This window comes from Vibrio methylphosphonaticus, assembly GCF_023634655.1.
Taxonomy (GTDB): Bacteria; Pseudomonadota; Gammaproteobacteria; order Enterobacterales; family Vibrionaceae; genus Vibrio; species Vibrio methylphosphonaticus.
The window spans coordinates 1-20,144 of the sequence record NZ_JAMKMS010000018.1 but is presented as its reverse complement, the minus strand read 5'-3'; the positions used below and the strand labels follow the sequence as shown (position 1 = coordinate 20,144).

Below are 20,144 nucleotides of genomic sequence, written 5' to 3'. Positions count from 1 at the left end.
TGCTTTAGAGATAAACGGTGATCTCGTTTGCCATGAACATAGCTCAGTGGTCTAATAGGCAGTATCTCTGTACTAAACTGCTTGATAACGCAACGAGTTAGAAATTTTCCATAACCGCGACGCGCTTAGTCAAAGGCGTGGAAATATCCTAACGAAGCCCTTTAGGTCGCTGTGTGTACTTCAGTTATTACCTCCATCAGCCTCTCTGATAGGAACTAAGGAAAGACCATGTCACAGCAACACGAACCCAGTTATTTCTTTTTTGATTATGAAACTTGGGGGATTAGCCCAGCGAACGATCGCCCCTGTCAATTTGCTGGTGTTAGAACAGATATGGATTTCAATATCATTGGTGAGCCTCTTGTCATCTATTGTCAGCCGCCGTCAGACTATTTACCTTCACCGGAAGCCGCTCTGATCACAGGAATAACACCACAGTTGTGTATGGAAAAAGGGCTAACAGAACCAGAATTCATTGCTAAAATACACCATGAATTGGCGACACCTAACACCACTAATTTGGGCTATAACAGCATTCGCTTTGATGACGAAGTGACACGTTATACTTGTTACCGAAACTTCATCGACCCATACGCTTGGAGTTGGAAAAATGGTAACTCTCGCTGGGACCTGCTCGATTTAATGAGAACCTGTCATGCTTTGCGCCCTGACGGGATTCAATGGCCTGAAAACGATGACGGTTTTACCAGCTTTAAGCTTGAACATTTATCCGTCGCAAATGGTATTGAGCATAGCAATGCGCACGACGCGATGGCCGATGTTATCGCTACGATTGAATTGGCAAAAATCGTTAAAAATGCACAGCCCAAACTCTTCGATTACTTTTATTCGATGCGCAATAAACGCAAATTAAATGAACTCGTCGACATCGTAAACATGACACCACTTATGCACGTGTCAGGTATGCTCGGCAGAGAATGTCAATATACCAGCTGGGTCGTCCCTATTGCTTGGCATCCTACTAATCAAAATGCGGTCATCGTGGCAGACCTTGCGAAAGACCCTCAACCTATTTTAGATTTATCCGTTGAGGAGTTACATACTCGGCTTTACACCAAACGCGAAGACTTAGCTCCGAATGAACTACCCGTGCCGCTGAAGCTTATTCATTTGAACAAGTGCCCAATTTTGGCCCCAGCCAAAACACTCACCGCTGAAAACGCGGCTGTGATTGGGATCGACCGCCAGCAATGTCTGGCGAATCTCGCTCGTCTTAAAGAGCGCCCCGAAATTCGGGAAAAGCTTATCGGGTTATACAATATCGAACGTGAGTTTAATAGCGACAGCGATGTAGACACCCAACTTTATAGTGCGTTCTTCTCTCCATCCGATCGCGCAGCAATGGACATTATTCTAGAAACGGAGCCCAACAATTTGGCTGCGCTAGATATCTCGTTCAGTGATTCAAGAATTGAACCATTACTGTTTAGATATCGTGCTCGCCACTACCCATGGACACTCGACGAACACGAGCAGTTGAAGTGGGCAAACCATTGTAGAGAACGATTTGAACACAAAATTGAAGACTACATGCTTGGCCTTGAAAACCTAGTGCTAGACAACGAATCTGATGAACAAAAAATGACAGTATTGAAATCTGTCTACCGCTACGTTGAAAAGCTCGTCTCGTAGCGCTTATCGCTGACACGAATGGATGGCTTTTATAACGCGCCCATTCGTGAATTAGCGGTGTCTCGATGTCATTCAATCGCTAACTTAACTGATAACTCGTCCTAACTTTCACTAGTCCGAAACCGAAATGAGGGTGTCATGATCAAAACTGCGCTTCATTATATTTTGTCATTCACTGTGATTTTTGCTGCACTGTTTGCTGGCAACACCATTCAAAGCCTGCTCGATGTCTCAATCCCTGGCAGTGTTTTTGGCATGTTATTACTTTTTATATCAATGGCTACTGGGATAATCCCTGTCAAAGTTGTTCAACCTGGTGCCCATGCATTTATTCGCTATATGATTTTGCTTTTTGTACCGGTCAGTGTTGGATTGATGAACCATTTCGACACTTTGATTAACAACGCGCTGCCTATTTTAGCCAGCGCGATCGGTGGCACAATGATTGTCCTCATCGGCCTATCTGTTTTCCTTGACCGCTTTTTAAAGAAGGGGAATAAATAATGTGGATTTTTGCGACCATTATTGTCTTCTTCTTCGCTCGCTTTGTCGCCCAGAAAGTGAAGAACCCTTTGTTCAACCCGCTGCTTATTAGCATCGTTATTTTGATTCCGATATTGATCGTTTTTAACGTGCCTTTTGACACGTATTACCAAGACAATGAATGGATAAGTTTTCTATTACAACCAGCGGTTGTCGCCCTTGCCTATCCACTTTACGAACAAATACCTCAAATTCGGGCCAATTGGCGCATTATTATTTTGGCATGCAGCGTTGGTAGTATCGGGTCGATGTTCACCGCCTCACTAATTGCTGTCTGGTTGGGTGCTGACATGACATTAGTTGCAAGTCTGTTGGGTAAATCTGTTACCACCCCGATAGCCATGGAAGTATCCAGCCATTTGGGAGGAGAACCTGCCATTGCGGCGATACTCGTGTTACTTGTCGGTCTATTTGGCGCCATTTTAGCCTACCCGATCTATCAATTACTCGGTGTGACTCACCCTATCGCTAAAGGATTAACCATGGGGACCGTCTCTCATGCGTTAGGAACCGCAACTTGCGCTGAGAAAGATTCCAAAGATGCCGCGTTTAGCTCATTAGCACTCGTTATTTGCGGTGTCATTACCTCAGTGCTCGCGCCTTCATTTTTTGCATTTTCACTGTGGTTGGGGCAATTAGTGTGACATTTGCCCCGTAACGTAAGGTCCATGGCTAAAATCGCAACCCGCAGCACAAAAATGGTGTGACATCACTCTAATTGTGCAATTAAAACAATCGTTACATCAATTAGAGTGATCCCCATCACTCTAATTGTTTGCTAAGTTACATAGAATGAATAAAAACACATTAGTCAAATCAGAGGAACCAGCATGACGGATCGTTTCGATTCAGTGTTAGCCGAAGCACCAGAAGCTATTAGCCGATACCTAAAGCCTATCGTCACTCATAACAATTTCGACGCCACGTTAACTCCAACACAGTTTGACGAGCTGCTCCTTGCCTCTGGGCTCGCTGATAACGAACTACGCGTCGCATTACTGCCTTTCGCCGCTGCGTACTCCTACGCGCCAATTTCTGACTTTTATGTTGGCGCCATTGTGAGGGGTTTATCAGGCAAACTCTACTTTGGCGCGAATATGGAATTTCTTGGCGCCCAATTAGGTCAGACGGTTCATGCCGAGCAATCTGCTATTAGTCACGCTTGGATGAAGGGTGAAACCGGTGTGAAAGACATTACCATCAATTTTAGTCCTTGTGGCCACTGTCGTCAGTTTATGAATGAGTTAACCACTGCTCAAGAATTGGTTATCCAATTACCTGAGCGTGATGCAAAAACATTACAAGAATACCTACCAGAATCGTTTGGGCCTAAAGATCTTGGAGTCACTGAAGGGTTAATGACACCAGTAAAACACGACAATACCATCGATGATGTCAGTGCCTTAATGGAAAAAGCGCTCATAGCACTCAATCGTAGCCATGCGCCTTACACGAACAACTTGAGCGGTGTTTCAATAGCGCTAACCGACGGCAGTACATTTCAAGGTGCCTACGCTGAGAATGCCGCTTTTAACCCGAGTCTACCTCCCCTGCAAGTCGCCCTTGGACAACTATTGCTGGCGGGTAAGTCAATTAATGATATTAAAACCGCGGCGCTGGTAGAACTCGCCACTGGAAAAATTAGCCACCTTGCAGATACGCAAGCCACATTGGAAGCGATTAACCCTGATATTCAAGTTGAATACGCGTCCATTTAGTCCAGTAGTTTCGATAGGTAAGCCTTTAGAAACGCGGTAACCACTCTTCTTTATGTGTCTATGGCTATAGCCATGGACACATACTATTCTTTACGAACAAATCTCCACAGTCCACGAACAAAAACACGAGCGCAAACGTTTGCTTTCCTAGTAAAATCCAGTATGATTCACCCAAATTTTCCTGATGAATGTACAAGGATCTTATATGTTTGGTACCGCAACTCGTGAAAGTGCTACCCGTGTGTTATTACTAGGCTCTGGTGAACTTGGTAAAGAAGTCGCCATCGAATGCCAACGCTTAGGCTTGGAAGTCATCGCATGCGATCGATACCCCGATGCGCCAGCCATGCAGGTTGCTCACCGTAGCTACGTACTAGACATGCTTGATGGTGATGCACTTGAAGCGCTGATTCAAAAAGAGCAACCAGATTACGTTGTACCTGAAATCGAAGCCATTGCAACAGAGAAACTTGTCGAACTCGAAGAGCAAGGCCTAAACGTTGTACCCACAGCCAACGCAACTAAACTGACTATGAACCGCGAGGGAATCCGTCGTCTTGCCGCTGAAGAGCTCGGTTTGAATACTTCACCTTATCGCTTTGCCGATAACTACGACGATTTCGCTAGCGCTGTTGAATTCGTTGGTATGCCATGCGTTGTAAAACCCGTCATGAGTTCATCGGGTAAAGGGCAAAGTGTTATCAGAACCAAAGAAGATATTGATAACGCGTGGCAATACGCACAAGAAGGCGGCCGTACTGGCGCTGGGCGAGTCATCGTCGAGGGCTTTATCGATTTCGATTATGAAATCACGCTGCTAACGATTCGAGCTGTCGATGGTGTCCACTTTTGCGCACCAATTGGACATCGCCAAGAAGATGGTGACTATAGAGAATCTTGGCAGCCCCAAGTCATGTCTGAAAATGCGAAGAAAGCCGCTGAGTACAGTGCTGAGCAAGTGGTCAACGCGCTAGGTGGCTATGGCCTATTTGGTGTTGAGTTATTCGTTAAAGGCGATAAAGTCATCTTTAACGAAGTTTCCCCTCGCCCACACGACACCGGCCTTGTGACGCTCATTTCACAAGAAATGTCTGAGTTCGCTCTTCATGTTCGTGCGTTTACCGGCATGCCGATTAATGCTATTGCACAGTACGGACCGTCTGCATCAGCGGTTATCTTGGGTCAAGGCACTTCAGACAACATTCGTTTCACTGGTGTGAGTGAAGCCGTTTCTGCACCACAAACACAAGTTCGTTTATTTGGTAAGCCAGACATTGATGGTCGACGTCGTTTAGGAGTGAGTCTTACACGTCGTAAGTCTATCGAGTCTGCCATTGACGATGCTATCGATAGCGCAAAACAAGTAAACGTTATTTACTAATCATAAAGGCTGTCGAGCATCTCGACAGCCTTTCGCCCAAATATCGTGACTAAGCACCGCTACATCAATTGTCTAATCAACGCCCCCAAACGCTCAATAGCTCCTACGACAGACTCTGTCGCCTCTAAAGAAGCATTCATTCTAAAACAGTGCTGAAACTGTTGTGACGTCGAAAACATTTCTCCAGGCACAATGCTAATATCGTCACCTATCGCCATTTTATAAAGTTCTGTCGCATTGACATGAGCAGGTAACGCTACCCATATAAAATAACCACCTGATGAGTAGTGCACTTTAGCGCCTTTAGGTAAATGTTCGCGTAATAATTGCCAAATCTGATATTTTCGCTGTTCTAGCTTTCTCCTCAATAGCCGTAAATGACGCTCGTAATGACGGGTAGATAAATAGTCTGCAAGCGTTAACTGAACTGGCGCACTGGTTGATAGTGTACTCATCAGTTGGATTTTTTGAATCTTTAGTGCTTGACTGCCTGCCGCTACCCAGCCAATTCGAAATCCGGCAACCAAGGATTTTGAAAACGAAGCACAGTGCAACACGTTACCACTAATATCAAACGCTTTCGCAGGGAGAGGCTTCGCCGCGCCAAAGTACAATTCGTTATACACGTCATCTTCTATCAAATAGACATTGTATTGCTGAAGTAGCTTAACAAGACAACGTTTCTTGTGCACTGAAAGGCTAAAGCCTAGAGGGTTTTGGAAATTGGTCATTAGCCAACACGCTTTGACTTGATGCGTTTGGAGCGCTTTCTCCAAGTCATCAAGATCGATCCCCTCCGTGGGGTGCGTGTTAACTGAAAGCGCTCGCAAATTTAAACGCTCAAGCGATTGTAATGCGCCATAAAAACAAGGCGATTCGACAATCACCCAATCTCCGGCTTTTGTTACCGACTGCAGGCTTAAATTCAGCGCTTCCAACGCACCGGCTGTAATCACTATTTCATTGGGGTGAATATTCATCCCTTGCGCTGCATATCGTTTGGCTATGATCTGCCGTAATGTTTCATTTCCAGGAGGAAGATTGTCGAGCGCATGCGAAGTGGTGATGTTACGAGCTGCCCGTACCAAAGATTTATTCACTTGATTTTGCGGATACAAGTTGGCTTGCGGATAAGCAAAGCCAAAGTTTGTCACCGTACTTTTTCGACTCGCCTGCAAAATATCGAAAACAAAATCATTGATATCAACGGATTCCGTTTCATGTAAGTGCTGTTTAGGCAATAACTCAGCAACACTCTGAACGGGAGGAGCGACAACATAGCCGGAACGTGAATGAGAAATAACCCAACCTTGACTTTCTAGCAACTGGTAAGCATTCATCACGGTCATTAAACTCAACCCAGACAACTCTGTTTGCTTTCGTAACGACGGTAACTTCGTTCCTATTTGCCAAACGTTGTTCTGAATTTGCTCTTTAATCTGATCGGCGAGCTCAACGTACTTTGCCAATAGGTTCACTCTCATTCGATAAACGTGGCGTTCATCCTAACTTAAAGCTCAACTGTTATACATATTTATTAAATATCTGTATCTATTATAGCTACTGTGCGCAGGTTTATAATCCAATGATGTTAACCACAGTTCAATAACCATTAGGAAGTGCCTACGATGGAAAATAGCATCACCAATAATAGCGTTAAGAAAGAGCTACTTCTGTGCACGATTGCTGTTGCCTTAGTACTACTCAACATTGGGGCGCACCTACTGTGCACAAAAATGTTCGTTGACTTACCGTTGACTGAAATAACGCTCGCCTTAATACCGATTACGATGTTGGCGTTGTGTATTTTCGGTTTCAAAATGGCGGCGAGAGAACAATAATCTCCCTCGCCGTTGAATTGGAATGCGAGTTAACTGATATGGTTTTAGACGTGGTTATTTTGGCAAATCATGTCTCGATTAATACCGCGACTACGCCATAGCCGCGACTAAGCCATAGCCTCAATTAGCCATACTTCCTCTGCAAAACGAGTTAGCCCTTGCTTAATGCGGCGATGCTCACTGCCGGCTTCGTCTCGCCCTAGACGGGACACTCGATACCCTTCATCAAAATACGTCGCCACTTCGGCTTCTGGAACGCTATAAGGCGGTCCTGCTAACTGATCTTGGATATAGTCCAAAGTAACGAGCAGTATTTTCCCTCCAGGCTTAAGTACCTGCTTGAGCTTTGCGACATACATCGCTCGTAACTCTTGGGGAATGGCAATGAGCGCTGCTCTGTCATAGATCAAATCAACACTTTCAATGGGTGCCGAAAAATAATCTCCGGTGTAAATGCAAAGCTCATCGAACTGATACAGTTCAAACTGACTATTTAAGGTCGTGACGAGAGGGGTGTAAAAATGTTCTGCGAAAAATGAACGAACCGCAATTTGGCTAAGCTCGACACCTTGCACATGATCATGTCGCGCGGCAAGCCACACCAAATCCTCTGATTTACCGCATAAAGGAACGAATACACTTTGCTCTCGAGTTGGCTCTAACTTGTTCCAGTACTCGATGAGTAAGGGGTTAACATCATCAAGATGAAAACCAATTTTGTTCGCTGCCCATTTATCGTGCCAAAGTTCATAGTCATTCATTTTGTATTCATTTTAGATCTGCATAATGGTTAACGTAGAGTTTACAGATTGAGGACAAAAAGTCATGTCTCCTTAGGGTAATATTTCTATGAGATGGGCTTCACAGTTTTCTCAATGCTACACAGTATGGACTTGGTAAACCGATTTTAAACCCCATATTATAGTTAGCATTGCTCCACACGTTATAGCACCTTTTTTACACCGTTTTTGTAACGTAATCAGGAGAGAGCATGAGCATGTTTTTCCGTGCCGCAGCACTAACGCTGTTGGTACTCAGCCGCGCACCAGCATTTGCGGCACCGCTTGATCAATCCAACTCTAATCAAACGAAAGGGAACCAAGAACAGAACCAGATAAGCCCCTCGAACTTTAAACATAGTCTCAGTGGCCTTTATGGTATTGACCCCATCGATAGTCGCGTAGCGCAACCTCACGACGACTTCGACGTGCTATACAGCAAATCTCATCAAGCTCAACACGAGCTAGAGTCTCTGTGTAAAACTACTGCTCTGTTAACTCAAACAGAGTCACAATTCGCCGGTGTTAAATCATCTGAACGTGCCTTGAACAAAATAAACACCGAATTAAACGGTCAAGTCGACCAAATCACTGATCTCGCTCGAGCAACGATAGTCGCCAATGATGTGTCGTCGTTAGTGAGTGCATTCGAAGCCTTAAGCCGAGAAGCTAAAGTCGTGCGAGTTAAGAACCGATTCAAGTCACCTAACCCGTCTGGCTATCGCGATTTGAATATCCTTGTCGAACTTCCGAAAACTCGTATTATCGCAGAGGTTCAGCTCCACTTAAAAGCGATTGCCGAAGTAAAAAGCGGGCCGGAACACGATTTATATCAAGTGATACAAGGGATTGAGCGCAATGCCGCGTCACTGGGACGCTCACTTAACGACATTGAAACCGCTCAAATCGTCAGCCTGCGACGACAATCAAAGGAACTCTATCAAAACGCATGGCAACCCTATATCACCACGCATATTCAAGCGGCGTGATGCTATTAACTCATCACCTTCTACAAAACAAAAAGACCACGCTATGCGTGGTCTTTTTGTAACAATCAAATACTAATCTAGTTTGATGTTTTCAACACGAGCCTTCAGTTTTTGGCCTGGACGAAATGTCACGACACGTCGCGCAGAGATTGGAATATCCTCTCCGGTCTTAGGGTTTCGACCTGGACGTTCGTTTTTATCTCTAAGGTCAAAATTACCGAAACCGGACAGCTTTACCTGCTCGCCATTTTCGAGTGATTTTCTGACTTCTTCAAAAAATACTTCTACCGTTTCCTTGGCATCCCGTTTACTAAACCCGAGTTTCTCAAAAAGGTTCTCAGCCAAATCGGCTTTTGTGAGCGCCATAAAACTCCCCTCAAAGCTATTTCATACTTAGCTGCTACAATAGCAACACCACATATTTAGTTCGACCAATCAACAACATAACGGTCTTACTAGGAAAAGTGTAAGTCAACCTTATGATTTTCGCCAACTTTTTTATTTCATGGAAATGTCAGAATTTTATCACTAACAACCAACAACTTACCTGTATTTTAGCATTTATCACTAAATTTATAAGTAAATATCAGAATTTAAAGAATTAAATTCCACCAAAATGCGAACAAAAAGAATTAAGGTGTCATAGAATGAATTATAAGAACCTTAAGATAGGACACACTTTTACGATAAATCATAAGTAAAAACAGTTAGTTGCGCCTCAATACGTGATATGAAACACATTTAATTCTCTGCCATATTTTATGCAAGATCGTTAAGAAAAGACTAATATTTTGGGTTGGTCATTATTTATCCATAAAAAAAGCGACCCTATTGGGGTCGCCTTACAAAGGTTTAGATAAATCTAATGATGATTAATCTCTTAATGATGCACCAAATTTTTCTGAGATAGCCGCTACGATAGCATCGACTGAACCAGCAATATCTGCATCTTCAAGTGTACGCTCTACAGACTGTAGGTTAAGTGCAATAGCTAAACTCTTCTTGCCTTCCTCTACGCCTTTACCTACGTAAACATCAAACAGCTTAGCGCCTGTTAGGAATTCACCACCCGCTGCGATACACGCATCGACGATGTCGCCAGAAGCCACGGCTTCGTCAACAACAACGGCGATATCACGACGGTTTGCCGGGAACTTAGATACGGCTACGGCTTCTGGAAGCACGCGAGTGTTGATAGCTGCCCATTCGATTTCGAATACGATAGTGCGGCCGTTAAGACCAAACTTACGCTCTAGTTCTGGGTGAACAGTACCAATGATACCCACTTCTTTCTCAGTTTCGAGACCTGCGTCTACTACGATAGCCGCAGTTTGACCTGGGTGAAGTGCTGGGTGCTTAGCAGATTTGAAGCTGTATGCGATTTCGTTCGCAGAAAGCTCAAGAACGGCTTCTAGGTCACCTTTAAGATCGAAGAAATCGACAGTGTTAGTTGCAATGTCCCAGTGCTCTTCGCCACGAGTACCAGAGATAACGCCCGCAAGCATCATTTCTTGGCGCATGCCGTTTTCAGCAGTTGCTTCAGGGATGAAACGTAGGCCTGATTCGAATAGACGAACGCGAGACTGTTGACGCTTCTGGTTGTGAACAACTGTGTTTAGAAGACCTTGGATTAGGCCAAGACGCATTGCTGACATGTCCGCAGAGATTGGGAATGGCAGGATTAGCGGCTCAACACCAGGTACAACAAGCTTTTGCTGTTCTGGTTCTACGAAGCTGTATGTGATTGCTTCGTGGTAGCCACGGTCTACAAGAAGGTCACGAACGCGCTTAAGCGGTTGGTTAGCTTCTTTGTGGTCATTCATTTTAAGTGCCGCTTTAGGCGCTTGGTTTGGAATGTTATCGTAACCGTAGATACGACCTACTTCTTCAATTAGGTCTTGCTCGATTGCGATATCAAAACGCCAAGATGGAGACGTTGCCGTCCAGCCAACATCAGTGCTTTCTACTTCACAACCTAGGCGAGTAAGAATTTCCACTACATCTGTAGATGGGATTTCGTGACCTAGTAGGCTGTCTAGCTTAGCGCGACGTAGAGCAACTACGTTTGCTTTAGGAAGATCAGCTTCAGATTCGCTGCCGTTTACTGGCGCAACTTCACCACCACAGATTTCAACGAGAAGCTGTGTTGCACGCTCCATTGCTGCTGCTTGAAGTGTTGAATCAACACCACGTTCGAAACGTAGAGAAGAATCTGTGTGAAGGCCGTAAGCACGTGCGCGACCACGGATGTGATCCGGTGCGAAGAATGCAGCTTCAAGAAGTACGTCTGTTGTTTCAGTTGTAACACCTGAATCTTGACCGCCAAAGATACCAGCGATTGCTAGTGCTTTGTTTTGGTCAGCGATAACAAGTGTGTTGCTGTTTAGTTCAGCTTCGTTGCCATCTAGAAGTGTTAGCTTTTCGCCCTGCTCTGCTAGACGAACCACGATACCGCCTTCGATCTTAGCTAGATCAAATGCGTGCATTGGTTGGCCTTGCTCTAGCATCACGTAGTTTGTGATGTCTACAACTGGGTCGATTGAACGGATACCACAACGACGCAGTTTTTCTTGCATCCAAATTGGAGATTCCGCTTTCACGTTTACGTTCTTAACCACACGGCCAAGGTAACGTGGACAAGCATCAGTTGCTTTAATTTCAACAGATACTGTGTCTTCAATGCTTGTTGCAACAGCTTCAACTGCTGGCTCTGTAACGTCTGCGCGGTTTAGTACGCCAACTTCACGAGCAAGGCCACGGATGCTGAAGCAGTCTGCGCGGTTTGCTGTTAGGTCTACGTCGATAGTTACATCGTTAAGCTCAAGAAGCTCACGTACGTCCAACCCTAGCGTTGTGCCTTCAGGCAGCTCAAGGATGCCGTCTGACTCTACGTCGATACCTAGCTCAGAGAAAGAACAAAGCATGCCGTGCGATGGAACGCCACGTAGTTTTGCTTTCTTGATTTTGAAGTCACCAGGAAGTACTGCGCCAACGGTTGCTACTGCTACAGTTAGGCCAAGACGACAGTTAGATGCACCACAAACGATGTCTAAAAGCTGTTTATTCCCATCAAGATCAGCTTCGCCAATATCAATTTTAGTTACTTGTAGTTTGTCTGCGTCTGGGTGCTGACCGCACTCAACCACTTTACCTACTTTAACGCCGGTGAAAACACCCGCAACAGGTTCTACATCGTCAACTTCCAAACCAGCCATAGTGATTTGGTGAGCTAGCTCTTCGCTGTTAATTGCAGGTTTCACCCACTCGCGTAGCCAAGATTCACTGAATTTCATAGTTTTGACTGCCCCGGATTACTTGAATTGTTTAAGGAAACGAAGGTCGTTCTCGAAGAACGCACGAAGGTCATTTACGCCGTAACGAAGCATCGTTAGACGCTCTACACCCATACCGAATGCAAAACCAGAGTATTTCTCAGGGTCGATGCCAACAGAGCGAAGAACGTTAGGGTGAACCATGCCACAGCCTAGAACTTCTAGCCATTTGCCATCTTTACGTTTCACGTCAACTTCAGCTGAAGGCTCTGTGAACGGGAAGAATGAAGGACGGAAACGCACTTCAACTTCTTCTTCAAAGAAGTTACAAAGGAAATCGTTAAGAATGCCTTTAAGTTGTGCGAAGTTTACGTTCTCATCAACTAACATACCTTCCACTTGGTGGAACATTGGCGTGTGAGTTTGATCGTAGTCGTTACGGTAAACACGACCCGGAGCAATGAAGCGGAATGGCGGTTTGCCGTTTTCCATCGTACGGATTTGAACACCAGAAGTGTGCGTACGTAGCATTAGATCAGGGTTGAAGAAGAAAGTATCGTGATCAGTACGAGCTGGGTGATCGTCTGCGATGTTTAGTGCATCAAAGTTGTGGAATGCATCTTCGATCTCAGGGCCAGACTCAGTGCTAAAGCCAAGCTCACCAAAGAACTGTTCGATACGCTCAACGGTGCGAGTCACTGGGTGAAGTCCACCGTTCTCAATGCGACGACCTGGTAGGCTCACATCAATGGTTTCTTCAGCAAGTTTCGCTTCAAGTTCTGCGCGTTGCAATGCGTCTTTACGAGCGACGATCGCTTGTTGAACCGCACCTTTCGCTTTGTTGATCTCTTGACCAGCTGTGCGACGCTCTTCTGGTGGTAATTTACCTAGGCTTTGTAATTGAAGCGTGAGTTCACCCTTCTTGCCTAAATACTGAACGCGCACTTCGTCTAGTGCGACTAGCGACTCGGCTGCTTCAATCGCTGCCGTTGCGTTAGCAATAATCTCTTCTAGATGTTGCATCGTATCCTCATCTACCTGCTGGTAGTGTTCATAACGGTGTTTTTTGATAGCTGTACATAGTAATCAAACACGCCAGCAAAGCCAAATTGATTTGTAATTTGAACGGGTTACTGGGCGAAAAAAGACCATTTTTTACTAATTCAATACCCAATCACGATTTATTTCGTTAACTTTCTTTAGTGCCAATGCCACTTATGCTGTTTTTCTCGCACGAATAAACACAAAATTAGGGCGACGTGATAGCCTTTCATACGTGTCTGGTGCAATGGATTTCATTTTGACATCGGGGGTGCCTTCAGAAAATCGCTCCATAGCAAAACCACATTCACTCAACGTAGAAAAGATAGATGTCAGGGAGCGGCGGAAAAAACTCACCTCAACCAGTTCACCAGTGGTATCCCATTCTTCGGTAATTTTCTCCACCGCAAAGTAATTGCTGCTCTTGTCTGAGGGGTCAAAATCAATCATTGGATGATGCGTTGAAAAGACAAAAACACCGCCACTTTTCAATACTCGCGATATGTCAGAAAATAAAAGCGTCAGGTCTTGCAAATAGTGAATCATTAACGGGCAAACAACGCCATCAAAGCTTCCATCGCACTCTTTTGGCAAACCGAGAGACAAGTCTTGTGCATACGCAGCCCCCGTTTTCTGTAATTTACTTTTTGTAATGCTAACCATTTCATCTGAGACATCAACCGCGGTCACGGTCGCGCCTAGTTCTGTAAATATCTTTGCATAGACGCCGGGACCACAACCAAGGTCTAGCACCGTTCTGCCGTTAACATCACCAATGAGTGCAAGGGTTGTCGGACGTTCATACAAAGCATTGTATGCATTATTCTGGATGGCTTCATCATACTCAGCCGCGAACTCTGTATACATTTTGCCCATAAATTCCTCTTTACGGTTGTTCTTCTGCCAATCATATTAGCCGCAACATATCTTTGTGTTAAATGCCCGATTCAATGAATGTGGATACTGCTTTAAAAAGTAATCTTTAACGACACTATCTACTCTCAAACCATGACGCTGATAAAATGCCAACTGGTAAGCCAATGCCCCTGTTCCAAGCTCTACTCGTGCCACGCCAGTTGGGGCCCACACTCACATTGTAAAGTTCCGCGTGTGAATCATTGCCATTGATACCAACTAATATCAGTATCGGCGCCATCATGTCTCTATTTATCCTTTGCCTCTTTGTCCTTTACCTATGTACGTCACCAAAAATTACGAAAACTATGCACTGATCACGATATTTTTCAATCGCTTGACGTTCAGGATCCGCTTATAAAAGTTATTAGATTGTCACGTTGGAGCCGGAGCACTTTGTTACCTTAATCATCGCCAAGCCGCCTTAGAACACTATTCGAATTACCTCATCAATCCATCATGAGCAATTGATAAACTTAACTAATTGAAATATCGCAAATTATGTACTAAATATTAAGTTATTAACAATTAACCTTTCACCCAAAATGAGTCGATAATTCATGGTTAATAATAAAAATAAAGTCTTAGTCCTCTATGCTCACCCGTCACCACGACGCTCTGAAGTCAACACACCGATGTATCAAGATGCCTGCGCTATAGAAGGCGTAACGGTTATTGACCTATATGAAGAATACCCGACCTATCATATTAATATAGACAGAGAACAGAAACGTCTACTCGACCACGATGTGATTATTTTTCAGTATCCACTCTATTGGTATTCTACCCCATCGATTTTAAAGGAATGGCAGGACTTAGTCCTGGAATACGGATTCGCTTATGGTCAAGAAGGCACGGCATTAGTTGGAAAACCCTTTCTATGCGCTATTTCAGCCGGGGGAAAAGCAGAGGCTTATCAAACCGACGGCTATAACCATTTTACTATTCGTGAACTTTTACAGCCCCTTGAACAAATGGCAAATTTAACCGGTCTCGTTTATCTGCCCCCGTTCGTCTTATTTGGTTCGAGAACCGCAAAGGAAGAACATCGAATAGCCGAGCATCGTCAACAATGGCAATCGCTACTTCGTTCTTTGGTTAATGATCAATTTGATGTCCAAGCCGCAAAACCATTAGAAAAACTTAACCATTACTGGTTAAACGACTCGGAGCAGCCTTTATGACCGGATATTTTTTACAAGCCTTTATTTATTTGTTTGCAGCCGTCGTTGCCGTGCCAATTGCCAAGCGTTTAGGCCTTGGGTCCGTATTGGGGTATCTAATCGCCGGGGTGGTTATCGGTCCAATCATTGGTTTGGTCGGAGAAGAAACCACGACTATTCAACACTTCGCTGAATTTGGCGTGGTCATGATGTTGTTCCTTGTTGGCTTAGAATTAGAGCCCAAGATGCTCTGGGCAATGCGACACCGTTTAATAGGGCTAGGAGGCTTACAAGTAGGTGGGTCAGCTGCCATTGTCATGGGTATTGCACTACTCGTCGGTTTATCCTGGTCTGTTTCGCTCACTATTGGGCTTATATTCTCTCTGTCATCGACCGCCATCGTACTTCAAACGTTTAACGAAAAAGGACTAACGAAGACAGAGGGGGGTAAAAATGCGTTTTCGGTGTTGTTATTTCAAGATATCGCTGTGATCCCAATGCTGGCGTTTATACCTCTGCTTGCCTTACCGGAACTTGTCGCGCAAGCACAAAGTGCCGTAGCTGACGCGGCGCAACACCATGAAGAATTCAGCCTCGTATCGGGTTTACCCGGTTGGGCGTATGGCTTAGTCATCATCGTATCAATCGCGATAGTTGTTGTTGGAGGGCATTACCTCAGCCGCCCTCTGTTTCGCTTTGTCGCCTCATCCGGTCTTCGTGAAATATTTACCGCTACTGCACTGATGTTAGTTATTGGCATTGCCGCGCTAATGAGTTTGGTCGGCCTATCACCGGCATTAGGCACATTTCTAGCTGGGGTCGTATTGGCAAACAGCGAATTCAGACATGAACTTGAGTCAAATATCGATCCATTTAAAGGGCTACTTTTAGGGTTATTTTTCATCACGGTCGGTGCTGGAATTAACTTTGGGATTTTATTTAACGACATCGCGCTTATACTTGCGCTCACTTTAGGGGTGATGGCTATCAAGGCGTTCGTACTTTACTGCCTCGCACTCATATTTAAAATCAAGGGCAGTGATCGATGGTTATTCACACTTAGTCTTGCTCAAGCCGGTGAGTTTGGGTTCGTATTATTAAGCTTCTCAATGCAAAATCATGTCCTGCCGACGGATATTTCACAGATCCTGTCCCTCGTCGTCGCTCTGTCAATGTTCTTAACTCCTGCCCTGTTTATTTTGTACGATAAAGTCATATTACCGAAGTTTGAAAAAGATACTAACGATCGTGAACAAGATACTGTGGATGAAAAAGGCAGCGTTGTCATCGCAGGAATTGGGCGTTTTGGACAAATTATCAATCGACTGCTCGTCGCGAATAATATCAGTACCGTCGTACTCGATATTCGTGCCGAACAAGTTGATTTAATGCGCCAGATTGAGACTAAATCCTTCTTCGGCGACGCCACTAAACCTGACATGTTACATACCGCGAAACTTGAAGAAGCTAAGCTATTTGTCATTGCCATTGATAACTACGAGGCCAGTGTTGAGCTTGTAAAGTACGTGAAACATACGTACCCTCACGTCAAGGTGCTCGTCCGAGCTTACGACAGAGGCCACCTGTATCAGTTAAAACAAGCAGGTGCAGACTATATAGAACCAGAAACCTACCACTCTGCACTTGAACTAGGCTCAAAGGCGATGCGATGTCTTGGTTTTCATCCGTTTTTCGTAGAACAACAAAAAACCATCTATAAATCCATCGAAACTAAGCAATCAAACACCTTGTACACGGGTTGGAAAAATGTCACTGAAGGCGAACGTTATGACAATAACTATCGCCAGCTCTTTATGGAGTTAGAAGAGCTAATAAAAGAAGCAATGAAGGTTGATCGGAATGACAAACACTCACGAGAACGTGGATGGACTCCCCCTCCCAAAGGGTATGCCGACGATTTTAAGGAGTCCGAAGACGCCTAATTCCAAAATAAAGCGGGTCGAATAACCCGCTTTATTGTTCACATAGATAAAAGAAGATAACGTGAATACAGACACAAAAAACCTCGCGCGACAACTCTTCAATATGACGCTTCCAATGGTACTGGGCGTTCTGTCTTTAATGAGTTTCCAACTTGTAGATAGTGCTTTTATCGGCCAACTCGGTGTTTTACCACTTGCTGCTCAAGGCTTTACCCTACCCATGCAAATGGTGATCATTGGTATTCAGGTCGGCTTAGGCATTGCTACCACCGCGATAATTTCGCGCGCTTTAGGGGCAGATAACCCGCGCTATGCTAAACAACTTGGCGGTCTTATTTTATTATTTGGCAGCCTAGGCGTCAGCGCGATTAGCATCATAATTTGGCTCTTACGTTACCCTATTTTGGCCATGCTGAGCGCTCCTGAATCTGTCTATCCTGTCATAGACAGCTACTGGCCATTTTGGTTACTAAGCTCGTGGGTCGGTGCCGTTCTATATTTTTATTACAGTGTTTGTCGCTCCAACGGCAATACCGTCTTACCAGGCATGATGATGATGATCACGAGTTTGATTAACCTGGCGCTTGACCCTCTGTTTATTTTTACCTTTGACATGGGTATCAATGGTGCCGCTATCGCAACCATTGTTGCCTTCGGAATTGGTATTCTTGTTGTCGCACCAAAGGTCATGACGAAACAATGGGCGAGTTTTGATTGGAGTGACCTCAATATTCTCAAGAGCCTAAAGTCTATCTGGAGCATCATGGCCCCCGCAATGGTAAGTCAACTGCTGCCTCCTCTCTCATCCATGTTAGCCACTAAATTATTGGCGACTTTTGGAACAGCAGCGGTGGCGGCATGGGCAGTTGGGTCTCGTTATGAATTCTTTGCTATCGTAACCGTCTTAGCATTAACCATGTCGATGCCACCCATGATTGGTAAGTTACTAGGTCGGAAGAATATTACCGATATCAAGAAGCTTGTGAACATCGCCGTGTTGTATATATTAGGTTTTCAGTTTGTCATGGCAATTATGACGTTCCTCTTGGCAAAGCCACTTGCATCGCTGATGACAAGTGAAGATCAAGTGTATCAGATTCTCCAATACCATCTGTTGCTCGTACCAATCAGCTTGGGGCCTCTTGGAGTATGCATGCTGATGGTGTCAATATCGAATGCGCTAGGTAAAGCCAAAACGGCTCTGACTATTTCCACGCTAAGGCTCTTTGCTTTCTTTCTACCTTGCCTGTGGATCGGTTCCCAGCTCGGGGGTATTGAGGGATTATTCTATGGCGCTCTCATTGGTAATACTCTAGCAGGCCTGAGTGCTTGGTTAACGTACACCGTTGCGATCAAGCAATTGGAGCGCTCGCTCCTCGAACGTCACATGTAACTATCACCACAATAAGGACCACGCTACATGAGCATCAAACGACAAATGGCCATCATCTCATTGTTATTTACGCTATCGACCACGTGCAGCTACGCATCGGAAAGAGCCGCGCTAGGTTGGCAAAAAATACAACAAGGTGCCGTTGTTATTGATGTAAGGACCGCAGAAGAGTTCGCCGATGGTCATTTAGATAACGCGATTAACTTCCCTCTTTCAGAACTAAGCCACCACGTTTCAAATCTAGACAAAACAACCCCTATCGTTTTGTATTGCCGAAGTGGTAATCGTTCTGGTCAAGCTTACCAACATTTAACGTCACTAGGGTTCACTCAGTTGCACAATGCAGGCGGATTACAAGAGATAAAGATGGAAATCGCCAAATAGATTATTCAAAACACCGCAATTGTCTGAAAATTAGCACTCTATTGCGGTTAATCTAACTTGTCGCCTTTGGAATACCTGAGTCTGAAGTCAGCCATAAAATGATGCGTTTTGAGTAAAAAAACCATCAAACTTTTTTCTGCTCAACTCATTTCTAATTCAGAATGGTGGTAGTGAATCTTTTCACTGCGCAACACTGTAGTCCCCATTTATTATCATGAACCTCCTCTAAAACTTATTGCTGAAATAAATTCTCACATATTAACGACACCCTAAACTAGACCGACCGGTCTGAATGGTGTATTTTTCACACACAACGCATCCATGTCGTTACATCACCAATTCACATTTCCTGGAAATTTATACTCAATATCTGGCTGGCGTGAAATGGTAACTTATCGTTTCTTGGATGTTTACTATGGCCGCAGACACTTAGGAGCAAACACCGTGACTTATCGTGAATTTAAATATACTGACACTTACAAACTACTTATTGGCGCCAGTCAGCTCATTTCCTCTATTACTACTTTTTTAATCGCTGTTCTTAAACACACTTCAAAAGCATTGTTGTGGGTTGGACAAAAAGCCTATTTTTGGGTCGTAAAACGCTAAGCGAACTTAAATTTAAACTATTATGAGAAAACGAATGAAGACACAATTTTTACTTGTTTTAGCATTGGTAATAGGAAGTACCTCTCCCGCGATCGTTTCAGCATCAGAAAACGTTCAAGAAAAGCAGTCAACGCTCCAAAAAGAAGTCGACCAGCTAGCCCTTTCTAAAGAACTGAATCGCTTTGAAGAAAGTATCATTGATCGAAAAAATGACGCGATCAGACAACACATCACAGAAAAGCTTGCGAATAATACTGCGGATAAAAACGATAAAGCGCTCGTGATGGGACAACTTCACCTCATGACGACATTACTCGCTGTTAACGAACATGATCTCGCTATGTTGGCTAAGGCTTCAAAAACCGCTGCAGATGAGGAAAAAATTGACATTCAATTCGCAATGCAAAAGCGAATTTCAGCGATGGACAAGTACTACAGTAACCTATCTCAAACTCTACAATGGGCATCACAAATAGGTATCGACACGACCATTGAAGAAAAGCAATTGGAGCTAGACCTG

General features: G+C 44.4%; 17 protein-coding genes and 1 pseudogene. 12 read left to right on the top strand and 6 right to left on the bottom strand.

Going from position 1 to position 20,144, the window contains the following annotated elements; all coding sequences use genetic code 11:
* Window positions 1-228: 228 nt before the first annotated feature.
* The 5 genes from sbcB to purT all read left to right on the top strand — a co-directional run bounded on the left by sbcB (window position 229) and on the right by purT (window position 5,295).
* A complete protein-coding gene (gene sbcB / locus M9196_RS18505) occupies window positions 229-1,653 on the top strand; it encodes an exodeoxyribonuclease I (RefSeq protein ID WP_250618987.1) in 1,425 nt (474 codons plus the stop codon).
* Window positions 1,654-1,791: 138 nt separating this feature from the next.
* A complete protein-coding gene (locus M9196_RS18500; protein WP_250618986.1) occupies window positions 1,792-2,157 on the top strand; it encodes a CidA/LrgA family protein in 366 nt (121 codons plus the stop codon).
* A complete protein-coding gene (locus tag M9196_RS18495) occupies window positions 2,157-2,840 on the top strand; it encodes a CidB/LrgB family autolysis modulator (protein ID WP_250618985.1) in 684 nt (227 codons plus the stop codon). The genes M9196_RS18500 and M9196_RS18495 overlap by 1 nt, the downstream gene beginning before the upstream one ends.
* Before the next feature lie 186 nt (window positions 2,841-3,026).
* Window positions 3,027-3,914: a cytidine deaminase gene (gene cdd / locus M9196_RS18490; protein WP_250618984.1), complete on the top strand. Its 888-nt coding sequence runs from the start codon at window positions 3,027-3,029 to the stop codon at window positions 3,912-3,914.
* A 205-nt stretch (window positions 3,915-4,119) separates the two neighbouring features.
* Window positions 4,120-5,295 (top strand): formate-dependent phosphoribosylglycinamide formyltransferase, encoded by a 1,176-nt coding sequence (gene purT, locus M9196_RS18485; RefSeq protein ID WP_250618983.1) that lies wholly within the window; start codon window positions 4,120-4,122, stop codon window positions 5,293-5,295.
* 59 nt (window positions 5,296-5,354) lie between these two features.
* Here purT and M9196_RS18480 read toward each other — a convergent pair whose 3' ends face one another.
* Window positions 5,355-6,764 (bottom strand): aminotransferase-like domain-containing protein, encoded by a 1,410-nt coding sequence (locus tag M9196_RS18480; RefSeq protein WP_250618982.1) that lies wholly within the window; start codon window positions 6,762-6,764, stop codon window positions 5,355-5,357.
* Between the two features lie 159 nt (window positions 6,765-6,923).
* On the opposite strand from M9196_RS18480, the gene M9196_RS18475 reads away from it, so the two are divergent.
* Entirely contained in the window at window positions 6,924-7,136 is a 213-nt protein-coding gene (locus tag M9196_RS18475) for a hypothetical protein (RefSeq protein ID WP_250618981.1), read from the top strand.
* A gap of 107 nt (window positions 7,137-7,243) precedes the next feature.
* Here M9196_RS18475 and M9196_RS18470 read toward each other — a convergent pair whose 3' ends face one another.
* Entirely contained in the window at window positions 7,244-7,897 is a 654-nt protein-coding gene (locus M9196_RS18470; protein WP_250618980.1) for a thiopurine S-methyltransferase, read from the bottom strand.
* Between the two features lie 230 nt (window positions 7,898-8,127).
* Here M9196_RS18470 and M9196_RS18465 point away from each other — a divergent pair, with 230 nt between their 5' ends.
* On the top strand, window positions 8,128-8,904 hold the full coding sequence (locus M9196_RS18465; protein ID WP_250618979.1) for a RelA/SpoT domain-containing protein: 777 nt from the start codon (window positions 8,128-8,130) through the stop codon (window positions 8,902-8,904).
* A gap of 72 nt (window positions 8,905-8,976) precedes the next feature.
* On the opposite strand, the gene ihfA is transcribed toward M9196_RS18465, so the two are convergent.
* The 4 genes from ihfA to M9196_RS18445 form a co-directional block, all read right to left on the bottom strand.
* The gene (gene ihfA / locus M9196_RS18460; RefSeq protein WP_102467832.1) at window positions 8,977-9,270 is read right to left on the bottom strand and encodes an integration host factor subunit alpha; all 294 of its coding nucleotides are present in this window, start codon (window positions 9,268-9,270) and stop codon (window positions 8,977-8,979) included.
* A 506-nt stretch (window positions 9,271-9,776) separates the two neighbouring features.
* Window positions 9,777-12,197: a phenylalanine--tRNA ligase subunit beta gene (pheT, locus tag M9196_RS18455; RefSeq protein ID WP_250618978.1), complete on the bottom strand. Its 2,421-nt coding sequence runs from the start codon at window positions 12,195-12,197 to the stop codon at window positions 9,777-9,779.
* Between the two features lie 18 nt (window positions 12,198-12,215).
* Window positions 12,216-13,199: a phenylalanine--tRNA ligase subunit alpha gene (gene pheS, locus M9196_RS18450; RefSeq protein ID WP_250618977.1), complete on the bottom strand. Its 984-nt coding sequence runs from the start codon at window positions 13,197-13,199 to the stop codon at window positions 12,216-12,218.
* 192 nt (window positions 13,200-13,391) lie between these two features.
* A complete protein-coding gene (locus tag M9196_RS18445) occupies window positions 13,392-14,093 on the bottom strand; it encodes a class I SAM-dependent methyltransferase (protein ID WP_250618976.1) in 702 nt (233 codons plus the stop codon).
* Window positions 14,094-14,692: 599 nt separating this feature from the next.
* On the opposite strand from M9196_RS18445, the gene M9196_RS18435 reads away from it, so the two are divergent.
* From M9196_RS18435 to M9196_RS18415, 5 genes and pseudogenes are all read left to right on the top strand, one after another.
* Entirely contained in the window at window positions 14,693-15,316 is a 624-nt protein-coding gene (locus M9196_RS18435; RefSeq protein ID WP_250618975.1) for an NAD(P)H-dependent oxidoreductase, read from the top strand.
* Entirely contained in the window at window positions 15,313-17,238 is a 1,926-nt protein-coding gene (locus M9196_RS18430) for a monovalent cation:proton antiporter-2 (CPA2) family protein (protein WP_250618974.1), read from the top strand. Before M9196_RS18435 ends, M9196_RS18430 begins: the two co-directional genes overlap by 4 nt.
* Window positions 17,239-17,341: 103 nt before the next feature.
* Window positions 17,342-18,631, top strand: coding sequence for an MATE family efflux transporter (locus tag M9196_RS18425; RefSeq protein ID WP_250619043.1), 1,290 nt, complete (start codon window positions 17,342-17,344; stop codon window positions 18,629-18,631).
* A gap of 33 nt (window positions 18,632-18,664) precedes the next feature.
* The gene (locus M9196_RS18420; protein ID WP_406707701.1) at window positions 18,665-19,015 is read left to right on the top strand and encodes a rhodanese-like domain-containing protein; all 351 of its coding nucleotides are present in this window, start codon (window positions 18,665-18,667) and stop codon (window positions 19,013-19,015) included.
* A 643-nt stretch (window positions 19,016-19,658) separates the two neighbouring features.
* Window positions 19,659-20,144: pseudogene (locus M9196_RS18415) on the top strand (mechanosensitive ion channel family protein); the annotation flags it as partial.

Excerpts from the sequence above, each read along its gene's own strand:
- pheT (WP_250618978.1), bottom strand. The coding sequence starts at position 12,197 with ATGAAATTCAGTGAATCTTGGCTACGCGAGTGGGTGAAACCTGCAATT.
- M9196_RS18465 (WP_250618979.1), top strand. The coding sequence starts at position 8,128 with ATGAGCATGTTTTTCCGTGCCGCAGCACTAACGCTGTTGGTACTCAGC.
- M9196_RS18435 (WP_250618975.1), top strand. The coding sequence starts at position 14,693 with ATGGTTAATAATAAAAATAAAGTCTTAGTCCTCTATGCTCACCCGTCA.
- M9196_RS18430 (WP_250618974.1), top strand. The coding sequence starts at position 15,313 with ATGACCGGATATTTTTTACAAGCCTTTATTTATTTGTTTGCAGCCGTC.
- pheS (WP_250618977.1), bottom strand. The coding sequence starts at position 13,199 with ATGCAACATCTAGAAGAGATTATTGCTAACGCAACGGCAGCGATTGAA.
- cdd (WP_250618984.1), top strand. The coding sequence starts at position 3,027 with ATGACGGATCGTTTCGATTCAGTGTTAGCCGAAGCACCAGAAGCTATT.
- M9196_RS18475 (WP_250618981.1), top strand. The coding sequence starts at position 6,924 with ATGGAAAATAGCATCACCAATAATAGCGTTAAGAAAGAGCTACTTCTG.
- M9196_RS18470 (WP_250618980.1), bottom strand. The coding sequence starts at position 7,897 with ATGAATGACTATGAACTTTGGCACGATAAATGGGCAGCGAACAAAATT.
- M9196_RS18495 (WP_250618985.1), top strand. The coding sequence starts at position 2,157 with ATGTGGATTTTTGCGACCATTATTGTCTTCTTCTTCGCTCGCTTTGTC.
- M9196_RS18500 (WP_250618986.1), top strand. The coding sequence starts at position 1,792 with ATGATCAAAACTGCGCTTCATTATATTTTGTCATTCACTGTGATTTTT.
- purT (WP_250618983.1), top strand. The coding sequence starts at position 4,120 with ATGTTTGGTACCGCAACTCGTGAAAGTGCTACCCGTGTGTTATTACTA.
- ihfA (WP_102467832.1), bottom strand. The coding sequence starts at position 9,270 with ATGGCGCTCACAAAAGCCGATTTGGCTGAGAACCTTTTTGAGAAACTC.
- M9196_RS18425 (WP_250619043.1), top strand. The coding sequence starts at position 17,342 with ATGACGCTTCCAATGGTACTGGGCGTTCTGTCTTTAATGAGTTTCCAA.
- M9196_RS18445 (WP_250618976.1), bottom strand. The coding sequence starts at position 14,093 with ATGGGCAAAATGTATACAGAGTTCGCGGCTGAGTATGATGAAGCCATC.
- sbcB (WP_250618987.1), top strand. The coding sequence starts at position 229 with ATGTCACAGCAACACGAACCCAGTTATTTCTTTTTTGATTATGAAACT.